Annotated in this window: 18 protein-coding genes; 7 read left to right on the forward strand and 11 right to left on the reverse strand. The window is 66.8% G+C overall.

The features are described from left to right. Positions 1 to 67: 67 nt before the first annotated feature. Both ACFV6H_RS25210 and ACFV6H_RS25215 read left to right on the forward strand, forming a co-directional pair. The gene (locus ACFV6H_RS25210; protein ID WP_385546236.1) at positions 68 to 217 is read left to right on the forward strand and encodes a DUF6233 domain-containing protein; all 150 of its coding nucleotides are present in this window, start codon (positions 68 to 70) and stop codon (positions 215 to 217) included. A 616-nt stretch (positions 218 to 833) separates the two neighbouring features. Then, positions 834 to 1,664: a BTAD domain-containing putative transcriptional regulator gene (locus ACFV6H_RS25215; protein WP_385546002.1), complete on the forward strand. Its 831-nt coding sequence runs from the start codon at positions 834 to 836 to the stop codon at positions 1,662 to 1,664. Between the two features lie 200 nt (positions 1,665 to 1,864). Here ACFV6H_RS25215 and ACFV6H_RS25220 read toward each other — a convergent pair whose 3' ends face one another. The 6 genes from ACFV6H_RS25220 to ACFV6H_RS25245 all read right to left on the reverse strand — a co-directional run bounded on the left by ACFV6H_RS25220 (position 1,865) and on the right by ACFV6H_RS25245 (position 4,391). Then, positions 1,865 to 2,167, reverse strand: coding sequence for a hypothetical protein (locus ACFV6H_RS25220; protein WP_385546005.1), 303 nt, complete (start codon positions 2,165 to 2,167; stop codon positions 1,865 to 1,867). After that, positions 2,128 to 2,565 carry a thioesterase II family protein gene (locus ACFV6H_RS25225; protein ID WP_385546245.1) on the reverse strand — a complete coding sequence of 146 codons (438 nt, stop codon included), beginning with the start codon at positions 2,563 to 2,565 and terminating at the stop codon, positions 2,128 to 2,130. The genes ACFV6H_RS25220 and ACFV6H_RS25225 overlap by 40 nt, the downstream gene beginning before the upstream one ends. Beyond that, a complete protein-coding gene (locus ACFV6H_RS25230) occupies positions 2,477 to 3,025 on the reverse strand; it encodes a thioesterase II family protein (RefSeq protein ID WP_385546008.1) in 549 nt (182 codons plus the stop codon). Before ACFV6H_RS25230 ends, ACFV6H_RS25225 begins: the two co-directional genes overlap by 89 nt. After that, positions 3,022 to 3,162 (reverse strand): hypothetical protein, encoded by a 141-nt coding sequence (locus ACFV6H_RS25235; protein WP_385546010.1) that lies wholly within the window; start codon positions 3,160 to 3,162, stop codon positions 3,022 to 3,024. The genes ACFV6H_RS25230 and ACFV6H_RS25235 overlap by 4 nt, the downstream gene beginning before the upstream one ends. Before the next feature lie 570 nt (positions 3,163 to 3,732). Next, complete coding sequence (locus ACFV6H_RS25240; RefSeq protein ID WP_385546013.1) at positions 3,733 to 4,008, reverse strand: hypothetical protein; 276 nt, start codon at positions 4,006 to 4,008, stop codon at positions 3,733 to 3,735. Beyond that, positions 4,005 to 4,391, reverse strand: coding sequence for a hypothetical protein (locus tag ACFV6H_RS25245; RefSeq protein ID WP_385546016.1), 387 nt, complete (start codon positions 4,389 to 4,391; stop codon positions 4,005 to 4,007). Before ACFV6H_RS25245 ends, ACFV6H_RS25240 begins: the two co-directional genes overlap by 4 nt. 420 nt (positions 4,392 to 4,811) lie before the next feature. On the opposite strand from ACFV6H_RS25245, the gene ACFV6H_RS25250 reads away from it, so the two are divergent. The 5 genes from ACFV6H_RS25250 (at position 4,812) to ACFV6H_RS25270 (ending at position 8,980) form a co-directional block, all read left to right on the forward strand. Continuing rightward, positions 4,812 to 5,231 (forward strand): hypothetical protein, encoded by a 420-nt coding sequence (locus ACFV6H_RS25250; protein ID WP_385546019.1) that lies wholly within the window; start codon positions 4,812 to 4,814, stop codon positions 5,229 to 5,231. A gap of 229 nt (positions 5,232 to 5,460) precedes the next feature. After that, positions 5,461 to 5,730: a hypothetical protein gene (locus ACFV6H_RS25255; RefSeq protein ID WP_385546022.1), complete on the forward strand. Its 270-nt coding sequence runs from the start codon at positions 5,461 to 5,463 to the stop codon at positions 5,728 to 5,730. Between the two features lie 198 nt (positions 5,731 to 5,928). Beyond that, the gene (locus ACFV6H_RS25260) at positions 5,929 to 6,150 is read left to right on the forward strand and encodes a hypothetical protein (RefSeq protein WP_385546025.1); all 222 of its coding nucleotides are present in this window, start codon (positions 5,929 to 5,931) and stop codon (positions 6,148 to 6,150) included. Further along, positions 6,147 to 8,027: an amino acid adenylation domain-containing protein gene (locus ACFV6H_RS25265; RefSeq protein ID WP_385546028.1), complete on the forward strand. Its 1,881-nt coding sequence runs from the start codon at positions 6,147 to 6,149 to the stop codon at positions 8,025 to 8,027. The genes ACFV6H_RS25260 and ACFV6H_RS25265 overlap by 4 nt, the downstream gene beginning before the upstream one ends. Before the next feature lie 32 nt (positions 8,028 to 8,059). Then, positions 8,060 to 8,980, forward strand: a complete 921-nt coding sequence (locus tag ACFV6H_RS25270; protein WP_385546031.1) for an NAD(P)/FAD-dependent oxidoreductase — start codon at positions 8,060 to 8,062, stop codon at positions 8,978 to 8,980. 3 nt (positions 8,981 to 8,983) lie between these two features. On the opposite strand, the gene ACFV6H_RS25275 is transcribed toward ACFV6H_RS25270, so the two are convergent. The 5 genes from ACFV6H_RS25275 to ACFV6H_RS25295 all read right to left on the reverse strand — a co-directional run bounded on the left by ACFV6H_RS25275 (position 8,984) and on the right by ACFV6H_RS25295 (position 16,007). Continuing rightward, the gene (locus ACFV6H_RS25275) at positions 8,984 to 10,954 is read right to left on the reverse strand and encodes a hypothetical protein (RefSeq protein ID WP_385546033.1); all 1,971 of its coding nucleotides are present in this window, start codon (positions 10,952 to 10,954) and stop codon (positions 8,984 to 8,986) included. Between the two features lie 2 nt (positions 10,955 to 10,956). Continuing rightward, entirely contained in the window at positions 10,957 to 12,225 is a 1,269-nt protein-coding gene (locus tag ACFV6H_RS25280; RefSeq protein WP_385546036.1) for an ATP-grasp domain-containing protein, read from the reverse strand. A gap of 46 nt (positions 12,226 to 12,271) precedes the next feature. Further along, entirely contained in the window at positions 12,272 to 12,520 is a 249-nt protein-coding gene (locus tag ACFV6H_RS25285) for a phosphopantetheine-binding protein (protein WP_385546039.1), read from the reverse strand. Beyond that, entirely contained in the window at positions 12,517 to 15,288 is a 2,772-nt protein-coding gene (locus ACFV6H_RS25290; protein ID WP_385546042.1) for a condensation domain-containing protein, read from the reverse strand. Before ACFV6H_RS25290 ends, ACFV6H_RS25285 begins: the two co-directional genes overlap by 4 nt. A 506-nt stretch (positions 15,289 to 15,794) precedes the next feature. Further along, entirely contained in the window at positions 15,795 to 16,007 is a 213-nt protein-coding gene (locus tag ACFV6H_RS25295; protein WP_385546045.1) for an acyl carrier protein, read from the reverse strand. Between the last annotated feature and the right edge of the window lie 19 nt (positions 16,008 to 16,026).

A 16,026-nucleotide genomic window follows, 5' to 3' on the forward strand; every position in this document is an offset into this window, starting at 1 on the left:
GCCGGCCCCCGGCTGGCTGGTCCGCCCGGTGCCCGGGCACCTGGGCCGGACGGTGGTGCACGACGCCATGTGCCGTCACGCTGCGGGCGCTGGAAGAGAACTGGGCACGCAGGAAGCCGTGGACGCCCTGATGCGAGAGGGGGCTCAGGCCTGCACCGACTGCGACGCGGCGGCTGTACTCGTCCCGGCGCTCGAATTCGGCCAGGGGCATGGATAGCAGAGGATCCGCCGGTAGCTCCGAAGGCTGACCAGCAGGGCGTCGGACCGATCCGGAGAGGGGATGCACGGTCAGCTGAAACCCTTCGAGGGGCAGCTGCTCAGCCAGCCGGACCAGATGCTCGATCTGCGGCGCTGAAACCTGGTGGGTAGCTCCGATTCTCTGGATCGTTGCATGCAGTCCGTCGTCCGGGACCGCGTCCATGCCGAGGTGTGCCAGCTCGTTCTGGCAGCGCCGGGCACAACGGCTCAGGAGGGAGGCGTCCGAGAAAGTCAGCATCCAGTAGTACGCGCGGCGTCCACCGGACCAGCCGGGACGAGCCCAGTGATCGGTCATCCGGTCGATACCGACGAAGGCGTTCCAGTCGTGCTCGACAATGACGTGGGGATCGTCCAAGTCGAGCGGTGGTGTGGCGGGAAACGCCCGACGATGCGCACCCGGCTCGGGCGCCACGACTCTCCTCATCACTCACAATAAGAGTGGACCCTTGCACTGACATGGACACACACGTAAGATCACTTCGGTCGCCAACTCGTATGATCTTCACAATTCTACGCTTGGTCACACAGGGACATCCTGGCCGAATGTCCACGTCGGTTGAGGAGTCTTGCTCTTGATGGATCACGCGATCTCGGTCTACACACTCGGCAGTTTCGAACTGACTATTCACGGGAAGCCGGTCCAGCGATGGAAGGCAGGCAAGGCCCGCGACCTCTTTCAGTTCCTGTTGCTACGCCAAGGGCGAGTGGTCCCGAGGGAAACGCTCCACGAGTCGCTGTGGCCGGGATCCTACTGGTCGGCGAATTCGAGTTCACTCAAGGTGGCGGTGCACACCCTGCGCAGAGTTCTGGCCAACTGCCAAGACTCCTCCGGGGAGACGAGCTCGCCGTCGCTGCGCCTGGTCACTCGCGAGACCGGCTACACCCTGCAGGCCAGGGGAATCTGGGTGGACTCCGAGGTCTTCGACGACCTGGTCGACCAAGGGCATCGTGCCGAGTTGACCGGGGCCCATCGTGAGGCGAGCCAACACTACCGGGCGGCCGCCGAACTGTACGGAGGGGACTTCCTGGCAGGATCTCCCATGGAATGGGCCAATGTCCACAGGGAATGGCTCCGAAGTCGATTCCTCTATGTCCTCCAGCGCTTGGCCGAAATCAGTCTTGCGGAAGACGATCCACTCTCGGTGATGCGCTATTGCCGTCGGCTCCTTGAAATCGAGCCATATCGCGAGGAGAGCTATCGCATGCTGATGTACACGCACGCTCAGCTCGGACAGCTCAATCAGGTTCGCCGCTGGTACGACTTATGCACAACCCGCTTACGCGAAGACTTGCAAGCTGCCCCAGAACCCGCGACCAGACTCACGTATTCCCGCGCCATGCACGGCCAACTCAACACGCACAGCTGGGAATCCATCAACTGCCCCGGCCACACGGCAGCCCACTGAAATCAGCCGACCAAAGCCTGACACCACTGAAAAGCTCTCCGCATGTCAGAGAGGTGTATCTACAGGGCGGCGGCCGCCGCCGATCTCATTGGCCGTCCGTCCGCGGCCGCCGCATGTAACGGGCCAAGCATCCTTTCCGGGTACCGCTGCCGGCCTATGCGGCCATCTCGCGCGCAACATCGTGCTCGTCGAGCCACTGCTCACCGCCCCTGTCGGCGGCGCGCACCGGCGGCCGACGGTCCCGAACGGGGGCCCGAGGTGTACAGCCGTTTGTCGACGGTGGCCGAGTCCTCGCCGAGCGCGGCGATCGTTCGAGTGACGAAGTCGGCGAAGACTGGATGATCGAAGATGGATTCGGCCGGCGGATCGGCGTTCCTTGCGCATGCGGGACACCATTCGGGTGGCGAGCATCGAGTGGCCACGAGCGCGATGAAGTGTGCGTCGTCGCCGACCTCAAGGACGTTCAGGAGGTCCTGCCAGAATCGGCGGGCGAAGTCGGCCACAGTACAGGCATCGCGTCGCCCGTGCGGCACGGGGCCTGTGTCATCAGCGTCTCTCCCTCCTCGTTTCCCATGGGTTCAGCGCTCTTTGTGTGCCAGTTCGGTGCACAGCACGGCCCGCACCAGCGCGATAGCCGTCGTCTGGTCCTCCTCGATGAACAGATAGGCGCCACCAGGTCGAGTTGGCGCAGGGGTTGCTGCGTTTCGCGGGCCCAGTCGGCCATCACCTCGGGTCCGACCTCGGGGTCGTCGCGCCCCGCCAAGGTGACGATGGGCTTGGACAGGACGGGGCCGGGCGTGTGGCGATAGCGGTCAGCCAGCGCGAAGTCGGAGCGCAACATCGCGAGCAGCAAGGAAAGCATCTCCTCGTTGTCGAGGATGGCCTGGGAAGTCGCCCCCATCTCCCGCAGCAGAGCGATGAACTCCTCGTCGGCAGTGTGTGTTGGGGGACAGCGCTCCGAACTCACGCGCCGGTGCGCAGGCCGCGACGATGAGGAGGAGCAGAGGGCGGCCGCGTCGGGCCAGGCCCCGCGCGACCTCGAAGGCCAGGAGTGCGCCCAGGCTGTACCCGAACAGTGCCAGCGGTAGGTCCCTCTGCAGCGGGGCGGTGGCCTCGACCACGGCGTCGGCGATCCTGTGCAGGTCGTGCTCGAGCGGCTCCCCCCACCGATGGGCCTTGCCCGGCAGGCACAGCGGGAGCACTTCCGCGGTGCCCGCAAGTGCCTTGTCCCAGGCGCGATACATGACGGGTGCCCCCCGCGTAGGGCAGGCACAGCAGGCGTACGGCGCAGTCGCCGGGGGCGGGAGGGGTGGGGAACCACCGGCCCGTTGTGGTGGCCGCGCCGTGGTGGGTGTCGTCACGCGTAGGCACGGGACTGCCTCTCGTAGAGGTCTTGGTAGATGCCGTCGTGCTCGGTCATCAGGTGGTCATGAGCGCCGAGTTGCGCGATGCGTCCCCGGTCGGCGACGACGATCAGGTCGGCGAGGCGTGCGCGCACGATGGCCGCGCTTGACGGGCCGGCGGACCTGGTGCGGTTGGAAGCCCCCAGACCGCCGGATTGGTCGATGGCATCAACTGCGCGACGGTCTGCCCGGCGGCCCCGACATATGCGGTCAGCAGCACGTCCTGTTCGCCTCGCACCCGTTGTCCACTCTGGGACATCGACCGGCCCAGCGATTCGGCGACCGCCTGGGCGACCGGGCCCACTACTTGCAGCATCAGGAAGACCACCACCAACAGCAGGGCCACGACGACGGTTTCCCGATCGAGGCCGCCCTGGCACCTGAGTCCAACAGCGAACCGGTCACTATGCCGGAGGTCACCGGTAGCATCGCGGCCAACACCGCGCCCACGGCGACCAGGACGGCCAGCACCCAGTTATTGCAGCGATCCGTACGCAGCATGTCACCGGCCAGGACCACGATGGGCGACTTCCACCGGATCTGCCGGGCGCCTGTTGCACGATCCCCCGTACCGTCCTCCACCACCTGCGACTCCTCTTCCTCCCCAACGTTCACCGCAGTGCCATGCGCCGGGACGAGGCTAGGGCGCTACAGTCCTCCCGCGATTACGTCGACGAGGGCTGTTCCGCGGACTCCCGCACGCCCCATTCCTCGATGCTGTGGATCACCAGCCCGTTGGTCGGGTTGTCACGGATGCTGGCGGACTCCGACGCCACGGCCAGGAAGGTGGGCCACTGGTAGAGCGGCAACACATAGGCGTCCCGGCTCATCTCCTCGTCGGTGCGGTTGAGGAGTTCATGTGCCTTGCCCAGGTCGAGGGTGCCAGGGGCCTCGGCGATCAGCCGGTCGACCTCGGAGTTGGAGCAGCCGCCGTAGTTCATTCCCCGCCCGTGCACATGTCGCGCGCGGGACCGACACGGACGGGGTTAGCGTTCCATCCGAACAGCACAGCGTCGTAGTCACCAGCGTCCAGGACGCTGCCGAGCCGCGACATGGGCACGATGTCGGTGCGTACACCAATGCGGTTCCATTGCGCGTGACGAGTTCGGCAACACGTGCAATCCGGCATGCCCTGCACGAAGTTGTGGCTGCCCAGCGGCCGAGCATAGGGAACGAAACGACGCCCGATCGTCTCGGCGATGAGGGCCACGCGGTCCACCGCCGTGAATAGCGCGCGGCGCAGCACCGCATCGCGCAGATGCGGCACACTGACGTTCAGATCGAGGTGGTCCCAGACGAGCCCCTTGCCCACCGTGTGACGCACACCGGACAGAGAGGCAGCGGCGGCGACGAGCTCCGCGTCCGGCTGGGGTTAATTCCGTGAATGTGGCGATCCGCAGAGCGGGCAGCAACCCGTTCTGGTCGCCGACCACTTCGAACACGAGCTCGTCGAGGGCAGGCCGCACACGCCCGTACCAAAGAGGGTTGGGGGACGAGAACGATCCTCCGATCGGTCGTCGCGTCGTCGACCATGTACGGCCCCGCCGGCCAGGCGGTGGCCGGTCGTTAAACGCCTCGAACGCGGCGGCGAGACCGTCCGGCGCCTCCAGGTTCCCGTGACGTGCCGCGGCGTCTTCGAAGACGAGGCCGGCTTCGCGATGACGCCGCTCACCTCCCGCACCTGGTCCCAGCGCGGCCACACCCCGGCGATACGGGTCCAAGGCCGCTCCCGAGGCCAGTCTCGGTGGCCGCCATGTGCCGCTACCACCCCCACAGACAATGCCGCCTGATATACCGGTACCTGCTCCACGACCCATACAGCGGCACCACGAAAGGCGGACGGCGCAGCTTCTCCTGGACCGGCTACCGCGATCTACTCATCGCCGTGCACCGGCAACTCGGCGCCCCACTCGTCGTGGTCTGGGACAACCTCACCACCCATCGCGCCCTGGACCTTCGCGGCTTCGACGCCAAACATGACTGGATCACCGAATTCCAGCTGCCGCCCTACGCCGCCGGCATCAACCCCGACGAGGGGATGACGAGGGGATTTGGTCCATCCTCAGACGCAGCCACCAAGCCCTACGACAGGGTATGTGCCAAGTCCAATACTGCAGCGACCTCATCGACGGCTGTCTTACCGGCACAAGCCTCACCTTCATGACATCACGCCAAGAAGGTCAGTAATCAGTACCTTCCAGGCATTGGGCGAACAGCACTCGGGGTGGACCTGCGCCGGTTCCGGCTCGACCTGGCCGTCGAGGTGTACGCCATGGCCGATCCACCGGACGAGCGGACGGGCCTCCCCGCAGCCTCCGGCTGACGTCTCGCCGTGGCGCTAGCCGCCCGCCGCCGCGTTTCCCTCCCAGGCGAAGGTAACCGGTACGTACGCCGTGTCGGCGCCGGCCCGCACTGCGGACGCCGAGCGGGGCTTCGACGACACCATTCAGCTCGACCAAGTCACCGGCCGGGTCGCGGCGGCCACGATCACCAACGTCTCCCTGGTCCGCCAAGGGTGCTGGCCACGCCCTGGCTTGCCGGTCACGGAGGCCGATCTGCACCAGGCGCAGGAAGTCTTCCTGACCGGTACCGCATCGGAACTGGTACCGGCACGGGAGATCGACAGTCACCACCTCGAGCCGCGCGGATGTTCGGCCGACTGAGTGACACGAACCTTCCACGACACCGTCCGTGGCCGCGCGTTCGGCGACCTGGGCTGGTCGACCGTCGTCTCCGAGCAATGAGCGGGTCGCGCGGCACGCATAACCACGGCCTAACCCCTCATCGCTAGTTTGGGCCCCGTCCCTCCCGACTCCCTGGGGGAGACACCATGGCGGCAGTGCGGTCGCGATGGCTGATCCGTGCTCTCGACTGATGCACCGGCCCGGTTGTTCTGCTTTCTGTACGTCGGCGCCGGTGCCTCGTCACTGCGTCTCTGGCCGGACCGCCAGATCGCGCTCGATTGCGCAATCGAGCGCGATCTGGCGGTCCGGCTGGAGCCCGGGCCGACCTTCGAGCACAGCGTCGTCGCCGACCTTGCGGCATACGCCGACCGGTTCGCAGTACGGGTGAGTGGGGCGTGATCACCACATACACCGCCACCCGCGGGTGGGGCATCGACGGGCCACCGTGGTCAGGAGGGATCGAGCGTGCGGAACAACTTCTGGGGTCCGGCGGTCGGCGACGAGCAGATCGCCGCTCTCGTACGGCACTACGCCGGTCGTCCGGCCGTGCTCGGCGGATCGTCGGCCGCGACCGCTCGCTTCCTGGCGGGGTCCGACACCAGCCGACGGCTGACCGCTCAGTCCCTGCCTCGCAACCTTGGGAGCGTCTCATGATCGCCGATCATTCGGCTCGGCACCCGAGCCTAGTCGAACAGTGGAACGAGACACGGTACGACTATTCCGCGACCAGCCGCATCATGGATCTCGTCGATTCGGCTGCGGTCAAGTACGCCGACGATCCGGCCGTTCGAACGACATCCGGAGTCGCGCTCACGCATGGCGAGCTCGCGGCCGAGAGCTCACTGCTCGCAGAGCATCTCGCAGCGCACGGCGTCCTTCCGCGGACGCCGGTCGGCCTGTTGGTCGATCACGTCCCGGAGGCCGTCGTGGCGATCCATGCGATTCTGCGCGCGGACGCCTACTACGTTCCGCTGGATCCACGATGGCCGGAGCGCCGCATGGCGGAGGTACTCAAGGCCAGCGACATCGGTCATGTCCTCGTCACGGAACCGTACTGCGGCAGGGCGAGCGACATCGGCGACGACATGACGATCATCGCGGTACGCCATGGCAGTGAACCCGAGGTGCTCGCGAGATCCGCCTCTCGGCCGTCGGTCCGGCAACACGAGTCCGGACCCGCAGGACCGGACGAGTTGGCGTACACGATATTCACGTCGGGCTCCACCGGGCGGCCGAAGGCGGTGGCGGTCCGGCACACCAGCGTCGTCAACCTGATCGAGTGGTTCAATCGGCGCAACTCCGTCGACCCGAGCGACATCCTGCTGCAGGTAGCGGCGTTCAGCTTCGATCTGTCGGTGTACGACGTCTTCGGGGCCCTGGCTGCCGGTGCGAGTGTTCTCCTGCTTCCCGATGCCGATCTGGAAGAGCTCGAGGAGATCGCGATCGCCCTCGTCGAGCACAGGGTGACGCTGTGGAACTCTGCGCCGGCCATGTTCACCGCCGTGACGCTGCTGCTCGACAAATCGTCCCGCCAGCACAGGGATCGACTTCGTCGGGTCTTCCTCAGCGGTGACTGGATCCCGCTGAACACCCTCGAGGTTCTCCGTCGTGAGTTCCCGCGCGCGACTCTGGTGGCGCTCGGCGGTGCCACCGAGGCCTGCGTCTGGTCGAACGACTTCGTTGTGGACGAGGTGGAGCCGTCGTGGCGGAGCATCCCGTACGGGCATCCGATGCAGAACAGCCGGTACTACGTCCTTCACGACGATCTCACGCCCTGCGACATCGACGAACCGGGCGAGCTGTACATCTCCGGTGTCTGCGTAGCCGCGGGATACCTCGGCGATCCGGCCCTGTCGGCGGACCGATTCCTGCCCGATCTGTGGGACCAGGGCGAGGGTTTCACGATGTACCGGACCGGCGATCGTGCTCGCTGGACATCGAACGGATGGGTCGAATTCCTCGGCCGCATGGACTCGCAGGTGAAGATCCACGGGTTCCGGATCGAGCTCGGCGAGATCGAGCAGGTGGCCATGCGGGTCCTCGACGTCGACGAGGCGGTCGCCCTGAAGCTGGACGGCGGAGACTCGCCTTACCTGGCCCTCGCGCTGAGGGCTTCGGGAGAGCTGGACGCCAAGACGGTCAAGGAAAGGCTGGGTGAATGGCTGCCCAGGTACATGGAACCCCGTCGCGTGGTCGTATGCCGGACCTTTCCGGTGGGCCAGACGGGGAAGGTCGATCGCGCAGCGCTGCGGGAGCTCTTTCAGCCCGCCGGGTAGCGACCGTCTCGGAGTTATCGATGGGAGTCTCGATGAACGACGATCTCTATGACGTCATTGTGATCGGTGCGGGAGCGGCGGGCCTGACCGCGGCCACCATGCTCGGCCGTTCCATGCGAAGCACGCTCGTCATCTCCAAGCCCCGGCGACGCAATTCGCCGACGAGCTCGGTCAACAACGTCCCGTACGCCGACGGGACCGCCCCGGCAGACGTCTATCGGAAGATGGAACAGGACGCCGTTCGATACGGTGTGACCATGCTGTGGGACGAGGTCACATCCGTTCGCGCGTACGAGGACCACGTCGTCGTCGAGGGCGGCGCGAATCCCGGTCTGCGCTGCAGAAGGTTGCTCCTCGCCACCGGCCGCGTCGACGTCCTGCCGGCCTGGCTGCCAGACGGTGTCTGGGGCAGATCGGCTTTCGACTGCCCCTACTGCCACACGTACGAGCATAGTGGCAGCATGTTCGTCTGCGTGGGCACCGGGGACGAGACGCTCAAGATGGCGGCCTTGTCGCGGCAGTTCGCCAAGCGGATGACAGTTCTCGTCGGGGACCCATCGGCGAGCCGGGGAAGACTTGCCCGTCTGCTCTCCCGCCACGACGTCGAAGTGCTGTGCGATGAGGTGGTCCGTGCCTCCGCGGACCCGGCGGGCGGCGTCATCCTGGAGACGGCCCACGGGCGGACCCTCAGCGCCGACACCCTGCTGCTCGGCGATGTGGCCCGGCCCTACCGGAAACTCGCCGAGGACCTCGACCTCGAGCTGTCGGTGGAGGGATTCCCCGAGACGAGCCTGTACGGAATGACGTCGAATCCGCTTGTCTACAGCGCCGGGAACGTCGAAGGGTCCTCGTACTTCATGTGGACCGGAGCGGCGAGCAGCGGGATCAACGCCGCCCGCGCGATCTGCGAGGATCTCGCCTTCGCCAGTGAACTGCTGGACGACTGGGAGTGAAGCTCACGCGGCCGGCGCGACCGCTACCGGCCGCGAGGCGTAGTGGACGCGCCCTTCCGCCACGGCTACAAACCTGACGAAGTGCTCGTGGTGCGTGAACGCCTCGGCGCTCAGCGTGGCGTTCACGCGCATCCGTGCAGGAGACCCCGGCCTGATGGCGATCCGCTGCGCGTCCGGGAACGCCATGCCGAAGTTCGCAGCCCCCGATGTATGGATGGCGCCGGCCGCGATGGTCTCCTGCGAGACGCTCGCGGCGGGTGCCATCAGCACGTCGACGGTGACGGTACCCGGCCGCTTCCAGATACTCGGGCATTCGATGAGCACCTCTCCGATGACCGGGTCGAGCGGGGAGTCGGCGATCGTCCCGCACACGTTGCAGGTCAGCGCGCGACGCCCGACCTGCTCGTACATCGGGTGCCGCCCGACAAGTTCCGCCAGCCGACCCGTGCAGTACGGGCAGGCATCGTCGATCGGGCGGACACTCGTGTCGAAAATGCCCTCCCACATCTCGTTGAGGGCGGAATGGCTCATCTTGCCGAACTCATGAAAGTCGGCGACCGCGCTCAGTTCGGCGTCGGCGATCAGGCCGCCAAGGCGGCGCAGCGGGCCGACGACCTTCTCGGCGGGCTCCGCACCGAGGGCCGTCTTCTTCAGCGTCCGGGCCAGTTCCAGGATTTCGGCTTCCATGGCGACGATTCCGTCCGGCGGCATAAATCCGGTCGGCCCGAACTCGCGGAGCGCCCGCACGGTCCGGCCGAGTTGCAGCAGTTGCGGCTTCACGTCGCGGACGCCATCGTGCGCGTCGGCGCTGGGCCCGGCGTCGTTGGTGGACGGGGGTTCGGTTCCACCGCCCGCGGTCACCCAGGGCAGTCCGAGGACCGCGAAGTAGGGCAGCTCACGACCGGTGTCCCGGAGGTGGTCGTTGATCGCGGCGCAGATCCGCCCGACGTCCGTGCCCGCCGCCGCCGCGGTGCCGACCAGGTCGTTGATCGTGAGGTTCGGCAGCATCTGATGAATGGCACCGATGTAGGCCGCTGGAATCCCGTACTGGAACGCGCCCGCCAGTTGGTACTCGGCCGCCACCAGACCGGTGCCGGGGCGCCAGGCCATGCACGAGTTCGCGAACACGACGTCGGCCTGGACGCGGGCCGCCTTGATGACGTCCCGCGCCCGGACGCCGTCCCGGAAGCAGCGGTCCGAGAAGGCACAGCTCGGTGCGGCCGCGCCATGGGCGGACAGCCCCCGATGTCCGGCATGGTCGCCGCAGATCACGGTGTCGTTGAGGATCAGTGCGTGTTCTCGGCCGGCCGACGCAAAGGACACGAGTCCGGTGTACCGCTCGGACAGCATCGGCTTGAGCACCGCGCGGCTCGCCCGGTCGCCGATGACCCATTCCGGCGCGGCGTCCGCACCAACTGGGTCCGGGATTCGGCTCGCCGCCGCATGCTGACGCAGCCAAGGGACCACGGTCAGCTGGCTGCGCTCCGGAGGCTTCCGGAAGTGACAGCTGAGTCCCTTGGCGAGCAGCCAGCTCAGCTCGGGAAGGTCCGGCCCGATCACGAATCCGATCGTGGCGTGCCGACCATCATGCCGGTACGCGTTGACGGCCTCCAGCGACTCGGTGACCACGTCGAGATCGATTTCGTCGTGCAGAGCGACGAAGACCACCTGCGTGGCTTCGAGGCGTGCGTCGAGTATCCGGCCCAGTCCGCCGGTGGACAGCGTCACGAACGAGCCATCGACGCGATCTGCCAGCGCCCGTCCCACGGCCGTGGCCGTCGAGCCGGCCGGCGCCACCACCAGCGTGCCCGAGACGTCCGGGGCCTTGCGCCCGGCAGGTGCTCCCATCAGGCTCGCTAGGGCGGCAACCCGGCTGTCGTCGACGCCCAGCATCGGCACGAGCGCCGGATCGCGCAGGTCACGCGTGTACAAATCGGCTGCCACGTGGACAACGAACGGGCCCGTCTGCTCCATTGCTACTTCCTGCCGCCTCGGTTCGGATCGATGGTGAAGCCACCCGGACGCCCCGCTTCGGCCGCGATTCTGCGGACTTCTCGATGATCGGCGGCGACCTGTGCGGGGTCGCTGTGCGCCAGGACCGCCATGCCCAGCCGTTGCGCGTCGAAGAGGTCGGCCGTCTCCGGGACGTAGTCTCCGTCTTGAACGTTGACCTGCAGGTTGTAGCAGCTGGGCAGGTCCATGATGGCGTCCAGGCGGGAGAGGCCGCTGACGACTCCGGCGGATCGCACGGCGAAGAAGATCGCGAGGGTGGTCAGTTGGAGCGGGTAGCCGTCCGGGATGTTCCGGTCCCCGGTCAAGTACCGCACCATGCGATCGACGCTGTTGTCGCCGGTCGCCAGCTCGCAGGTCCACGGGTGCCCGCCGCCCGAGAGCCGGGCGTTGACCTCGATGAGCAGCGGCCCGGCCTCGGTGACCATCACCTCGGTGTGCGCCGCGCCGAACGTGATCCCGAGCGCGTCGAGGGCTCCTTTGACATAGTCGATGATCGCGTCGTTGCCCGGTGCGTCCATCGGCAGGATCTCCATGCTCGAGTACAGGGCGATGTGTCGCCGACTGGAGACCTTGTGGTACCGCACGATGTCGTTCACCGTGTGCCTGCCCTCGTAGCTGAAGGTGTCCACGGCGTATTCGACGCCCTTGACATGCTCCTGTACGAGCACCTCGGAAATGCGCGAACCATATCGGTTCGCCGAGCCGAGCAACTCTGTGACGACGGCACGCAGGTCATGTCCACCGGGAACGAACCGGACGCTGTCCGTGCCGGCCGAGTCGACAGGTTTGACCACCAGATCACGGCCGGACAATCGCTCACGGGTGATCCAGGTGAGCGCGTCGCCGACGTCGGACGTACACAGAGACCTGATCGTCGGCAGGCCGGCCGCCGCGACGGCGGCGATCATGTCGCCCTTGTGGTGCCGCGCCGATCCGAGGTCTGGCGCGTTCGCTAGTTTAGGTGTCAGCACCGAGGCGAGCTCGTCGGCCAGCTTGACGCCGGTATGGGTCCCCGGCACGATCGCGACCGGATCGAGATCCTGCAACCGGCCTACGAGCGGCCCGAGTTCACCGCCGTCGTACGCGATGTGTTCGTCGAAGTCGGACAGGCGAAGCGTCGCGGAGTTCGGTGCCGAGGGCCCGGACAACGTTACGGCGCACGGCGACAAGCCGCCCTGCCGGAAAGCTGGCGCGAGCATGTTTCCCGACGAGTACGGCTCGACGATGGCCACGGTTCCTCGACGCATGTCCTGTTCTCTCCTCGGAGGCACGGCCCGGTTACCTCTCCTCGTCGATCCGGGCCGACAGGCGCGCGATCGTGCGACATTCCGTGATGTCCTTGAACATGACCCGCTTGCCGAGCGCCGCACGAACCTGGGAGATCACGCGAGTGGCGAGCAGCGAATGCCCACCGAGTTCGAAGAAGTCGTCCTCGAGACCGACCTGCTGGTCCCGGAACAGCTGCTGCCAGATCCCCAGTAGTACTGCTGTGGTGTCGACGGTCGACGTCGACTCGTTGTCGCTCATCCGGCCACTCCTCTCTCCTGCGTCGCACGTGCCCGATTCCGGCCATGGGCCGCAGTGAGCTCCGCGTTGACGACGGACATGATCGTTTCCAACGGCTCCGGGCCGAAGACCTCGTAGTGATTGCCGCTCACGGACCAGGTCTTCAGGCGGCCGTCGATGAACTTCTGCCACGAGCTCGCGTCCATTCCCTGTTCGACGCTGTCCGCCGCCGTGAACATGAGAACGTCCCCGCCGAAGCGGCCGGATCGGTGCTGCAGCAGGGCGCTACGGTTGCTCGCGAAGACCCGAGCAAGCGCCGGAAGGTATTCGTCGGGGATGGCCGCCGCCGTGCCGGGCGACGCCTGGAGCACTCGGCGCAGCTCCTCCGTTGTCAGCTGCACGTCGGCCTCAGCGGGCTCGGCGTTCAGCGTCGGGTCGGTCTGCTCGCCATCCCAGGGGTAGCTGTCAAGGAGCGCCAGCATGGACACCTCTTCTCCATCGGCTTCAAGCATCACGGCCATGGCGTGTGCGACGTTGCCGCCGGATGACCAGCCGAGGAGCTGGTACGGGCCGTTCGGCTGGATGCGACGCAGCTCGCCGACGAAGTCCGTCGCGATGTCCGTCAGCGTCTGGCCGACAGGTCCATCCCCGCGAATTCCACGTGATTGCAAGCCGTATATCGGAAATCCGTCCGCCAGCCAGCGGCTCATCGGCGTGTAACACCAACTCAGCCCGAGGGCGGGGGATATGACGAACACCGGCGTCCGGCCGCCGTCAGGACGGATGCGCAGCACCACGTCCAGGCCGTCAGCGGCCGAACCCGCCTTGCCGGCTCCCGCCTCGGCCTGGTCCAGCCACCGATCGATCCCCGCCGGTGTCGGCTGTTCGAACACCACGCGTACCGGCAGTTCCGTGCCGAGCGTCGAGCGAATGCGGCTCACCAGGCGCACCGCCATCAGGGAGTGTCCGCCGAGCCCGAAGAAGTTGTCGTCAACCCCGACCTTCTCTGCTCCGAGGATCTGGGCGAACGCGCCGCAAAGGGCGTCCACCCGCGGTGTGCGGGGACGTGGGGCAGTGTCCGCGGTCACCGGGACCGTCGTGTCGACAGCGGTCCTTCTCGCCGGCCGGGCGTCGACCGGCAACGGTACGGCGAGCTCACTGAGCGGCGTAGCCGGATTCGCGGTCACTGTGTCGATGATGTGTACGGCGTATTCGGCGATGCGCTCGACCGTCGAGCGGTCGAAGAGGTCGGGACTGTACCCGAGCCAGCCCGCGATACCGGCACCAGCGTCTTCGTGCGCCTCTGGCAGGGAGAAGTTGAAGGACAGGTCGAACATCGGGAGGCCGAGGAGGTCCACCTCCTGTCGCTCGGCGACGCAACCGAAAAGGTCGCGACCGGCGCCGATCCCTTCGTCGAGGACGACCATGACTTGGAACAGCGGGTTCCTGGACGCGAGCCGGACCGGGTTCAGCAGGTCGACGATCCGGTCGAACGGCATGTCCTGGTTGGCATACGCCCCGATTTCGGCCTCGCGGACACGGGGGATCACCGTCTCGAAGGTCGGGTCTCCGTCCCAGGTGCACCGCAGCACCTGGGTGTTGACGAAGAAGCCGATGGCGTCCTCGAGCCCCGGACCGGTCCGACCCGACACGAGGCCGCCGATCGGGATGTCGCTGCCGCCGCCGAGTTTGGCGAGCAGGACTGCGACGGCCGCGCGCAGGGTCGTCAGCAGGGTGGCCCGTGCGTCCGTCGACTGTGCGAGAAGTCGGCGATGCGCATCCGGCGAGATGGTGAACGGCACGCCGTCCGCGTGTGCGGTCAACCGCGCCGGACGCGGCCGGTCCACCGGGAGCGGCAGCTCTTCCGGGAGACCGGCGAGGATCTGCGTCCAGTACCGCGCCTGGCGGGCGATGATGCTCTGGCTGTCGGACTCGCGGCCCATCAGGTCTTGCTTCCAGATGCTGTAGTCCGCGTACTGCACGGTAAGCGGCTGCGGCTGCCATGGCAGTCCGTCGCGCCTCGCGAGGTACGCGGCGGACAGGTCACGCCAGAGCGGGGCCGTCGACCAGCCGTCGCCGGCGATGTGGTGCAGACAGATCAGCAGGACGTGTTCGTCCGGGCTGATCGCCAGAAGCCAGGCACGCAGCGGAGGCTCGGTGGTCAGGTCGAGCGGCAGCGCGGCGCGCCGCGACAGCTCCGCGGAGATCTGGCCGTCGGCGACGTCCACGACGCGAAGTCCCGGCCGGGCGGCGGCCGGGTCGAGCACGACCTGCTGAGGATCGCCTTGATCGCGGGGAAAGACCGTACGCAGGATCTCGTGCCTGTCGACCAGCCGATCGAACGCCCAGGCGAGCGCGTCCCGATCCAGTGGCCCGGTCAGCTTCAGCGACAGCACAATGTTGTGATCCGCGCTGGGTCCACGCAGCTGTTGGTAGAACCAGAACGTCGACTGGCCAGGGGACAGCGGGATCGTCGCGGGGCGGCCGGCCGGCCGTGGGTGCGGGTTCGCCGCGACCGCCTGGTCGAGCACCTTTGCCAGACCCCTGGGGGTGGGATTCTCGAAGAGGTCGCCGAATGTGATATCCCCCGGGAAGATCGTTTGGATCTGGCCGACCAGTCGGGTGGCCAGCACCGAAGTGCCGCCCATGTCGAAGAAGTCCGCATCGGCGTCGACGCTGTCCAGCTCGAACAGGCTCGCGAACATCTCACACAGCACCGGTTCGCTGGAGGATCGCAGCGACTGGACCGGAGCATCCGGTACGGACATCGACCACTCTCCGGGCATCATGAGTCCCATCATCAGTCCCCTTACAGCTACGACGGCCACACAGGCGCGAACACCCACACCGGTCGGCGATAGACAGTGCGCTCCGGCTTGCCGGGCGACTCACCAGCCACCGTGACCGTCACCGGCAGGTGCGTGATGCCGATTCCGCGTGGGTGAGCGCGTGGTCACCGGACACCAGCGCCGCCCGGTCCGCATACCGCTGGGCGGTGTCACGGAACACATCGGACAGTGGCAGCGGGCAGAGACCACAACGACCTCCAAGAACGCCCCACGTCGACCGTAGTGAGGTCCGGTTACGCGACGGTTCAGCGCCGAGGAGCTACTAAGCTTCCAGCCCTCACCTGACTGCCGACCACCACCCCGACGCCTCCGCAGCGTCACGCGACAGCCAGTCCCGACACGGCACGGGACGTATCGAGCAGCCAACCGCTCACGACGTCGCCGTCAGCCCTCAAAAGAATCGAGGCCGGTGCAACAGAAAAATCACCGGTGACCGAGTTATTCCGTCATGGCCATCGAAATTCTTCGAAGTTCTGGGCGCCGAGGAGGTCGATGTTGTCGATTTCCCTGCCGCGGCGTTCCTCCAGTTGGGCCGTCAGCTGTACGGCGACAAGGGAGTTTCCGCCAAGATCGAAGAAGTTGTCAGCTGCACTGATTTTTGTGCCGAAGATCTCGCTCGCTGTGACGAGCACCACTTCCAGGCATTCTTCGGTCCCCATATTCCCTCCTTCGGTGGTG

Origin of the sequence: Streptomyces sp. NPDC059743, assembly GCF_042732975.1 — a bacterium.
In the GTDB taxonomy this organism is placed as follows: domain Bacteria; phylum Actinomycetota; class Actinomycetes; order Streptomycetales; family Streptomycetaceae; genus Streptomyces.

Coding starts and splice junctions, on each gene's coding strand:
- ACFV6H_RS25285 (WP_385546039.1), bottom strand. CDS start 12,520: ATGAGCGACAACGAGTCGACGTCGACCGTCGACACCACAGCAGTACTA.
- ACFV6H_RS25215 (WP_385546002.1), top strand. CDS start 834: ATGGATCACGCGATCTCGGTCTACACACTCGGCAGTTTCGAACTGACT.
- ACFV6H_RS25295 (WP_385546045.1), bottom strand. CDS start 16,007: ATGGGGACCGAAGAATGCCTGGAAGTGGTGCTCGTCACAGCGAGCGAG.
- ACFV6H_RS25275 (WP_385546033.1), bottom strand. CDS start 10,954: ATGGAGCAGACGGGCCCGTTCGTTGTCCACGTGGCAGCCGATTTGTAC.
- ACFV6H_RS25240 (WP_385546013.1), bottom strand. CDS start 4,008: ATGAACTACGGCGGCTGCTCCAACTCCGAGGTCGACCGGCTGATCGCC.
- ACFV6H_RS25290 (WP_385546042.1), bottom strand. CDS start 15,288: ATGATGCCCGGAGAGTGGTCGATGTCCGTACCGGATGCTCCGGTCCAG.
- ACFV6H_RS25270 (WP_385546031.1), top strand. CDS start 8,060: ATGAACGACGATCTCTATGACGTCATTGTGATCGGTGCGGGAGCGGCG.
- ACFV6H_RS25225 (WP_385546245.1), bottom strand. CDS start 2,565: ATGGGGGCGACTTCCCAGGCCATCCTCGACAACGAGGAGATGCTTTCC.
- ACFV6H_RS25210 (WP_385546236.1), top strand. CDS start 68: ATGTGCCGTCACGCTGCGGGCGCTGGAAGAGAACTGGGCACGCAGGAA.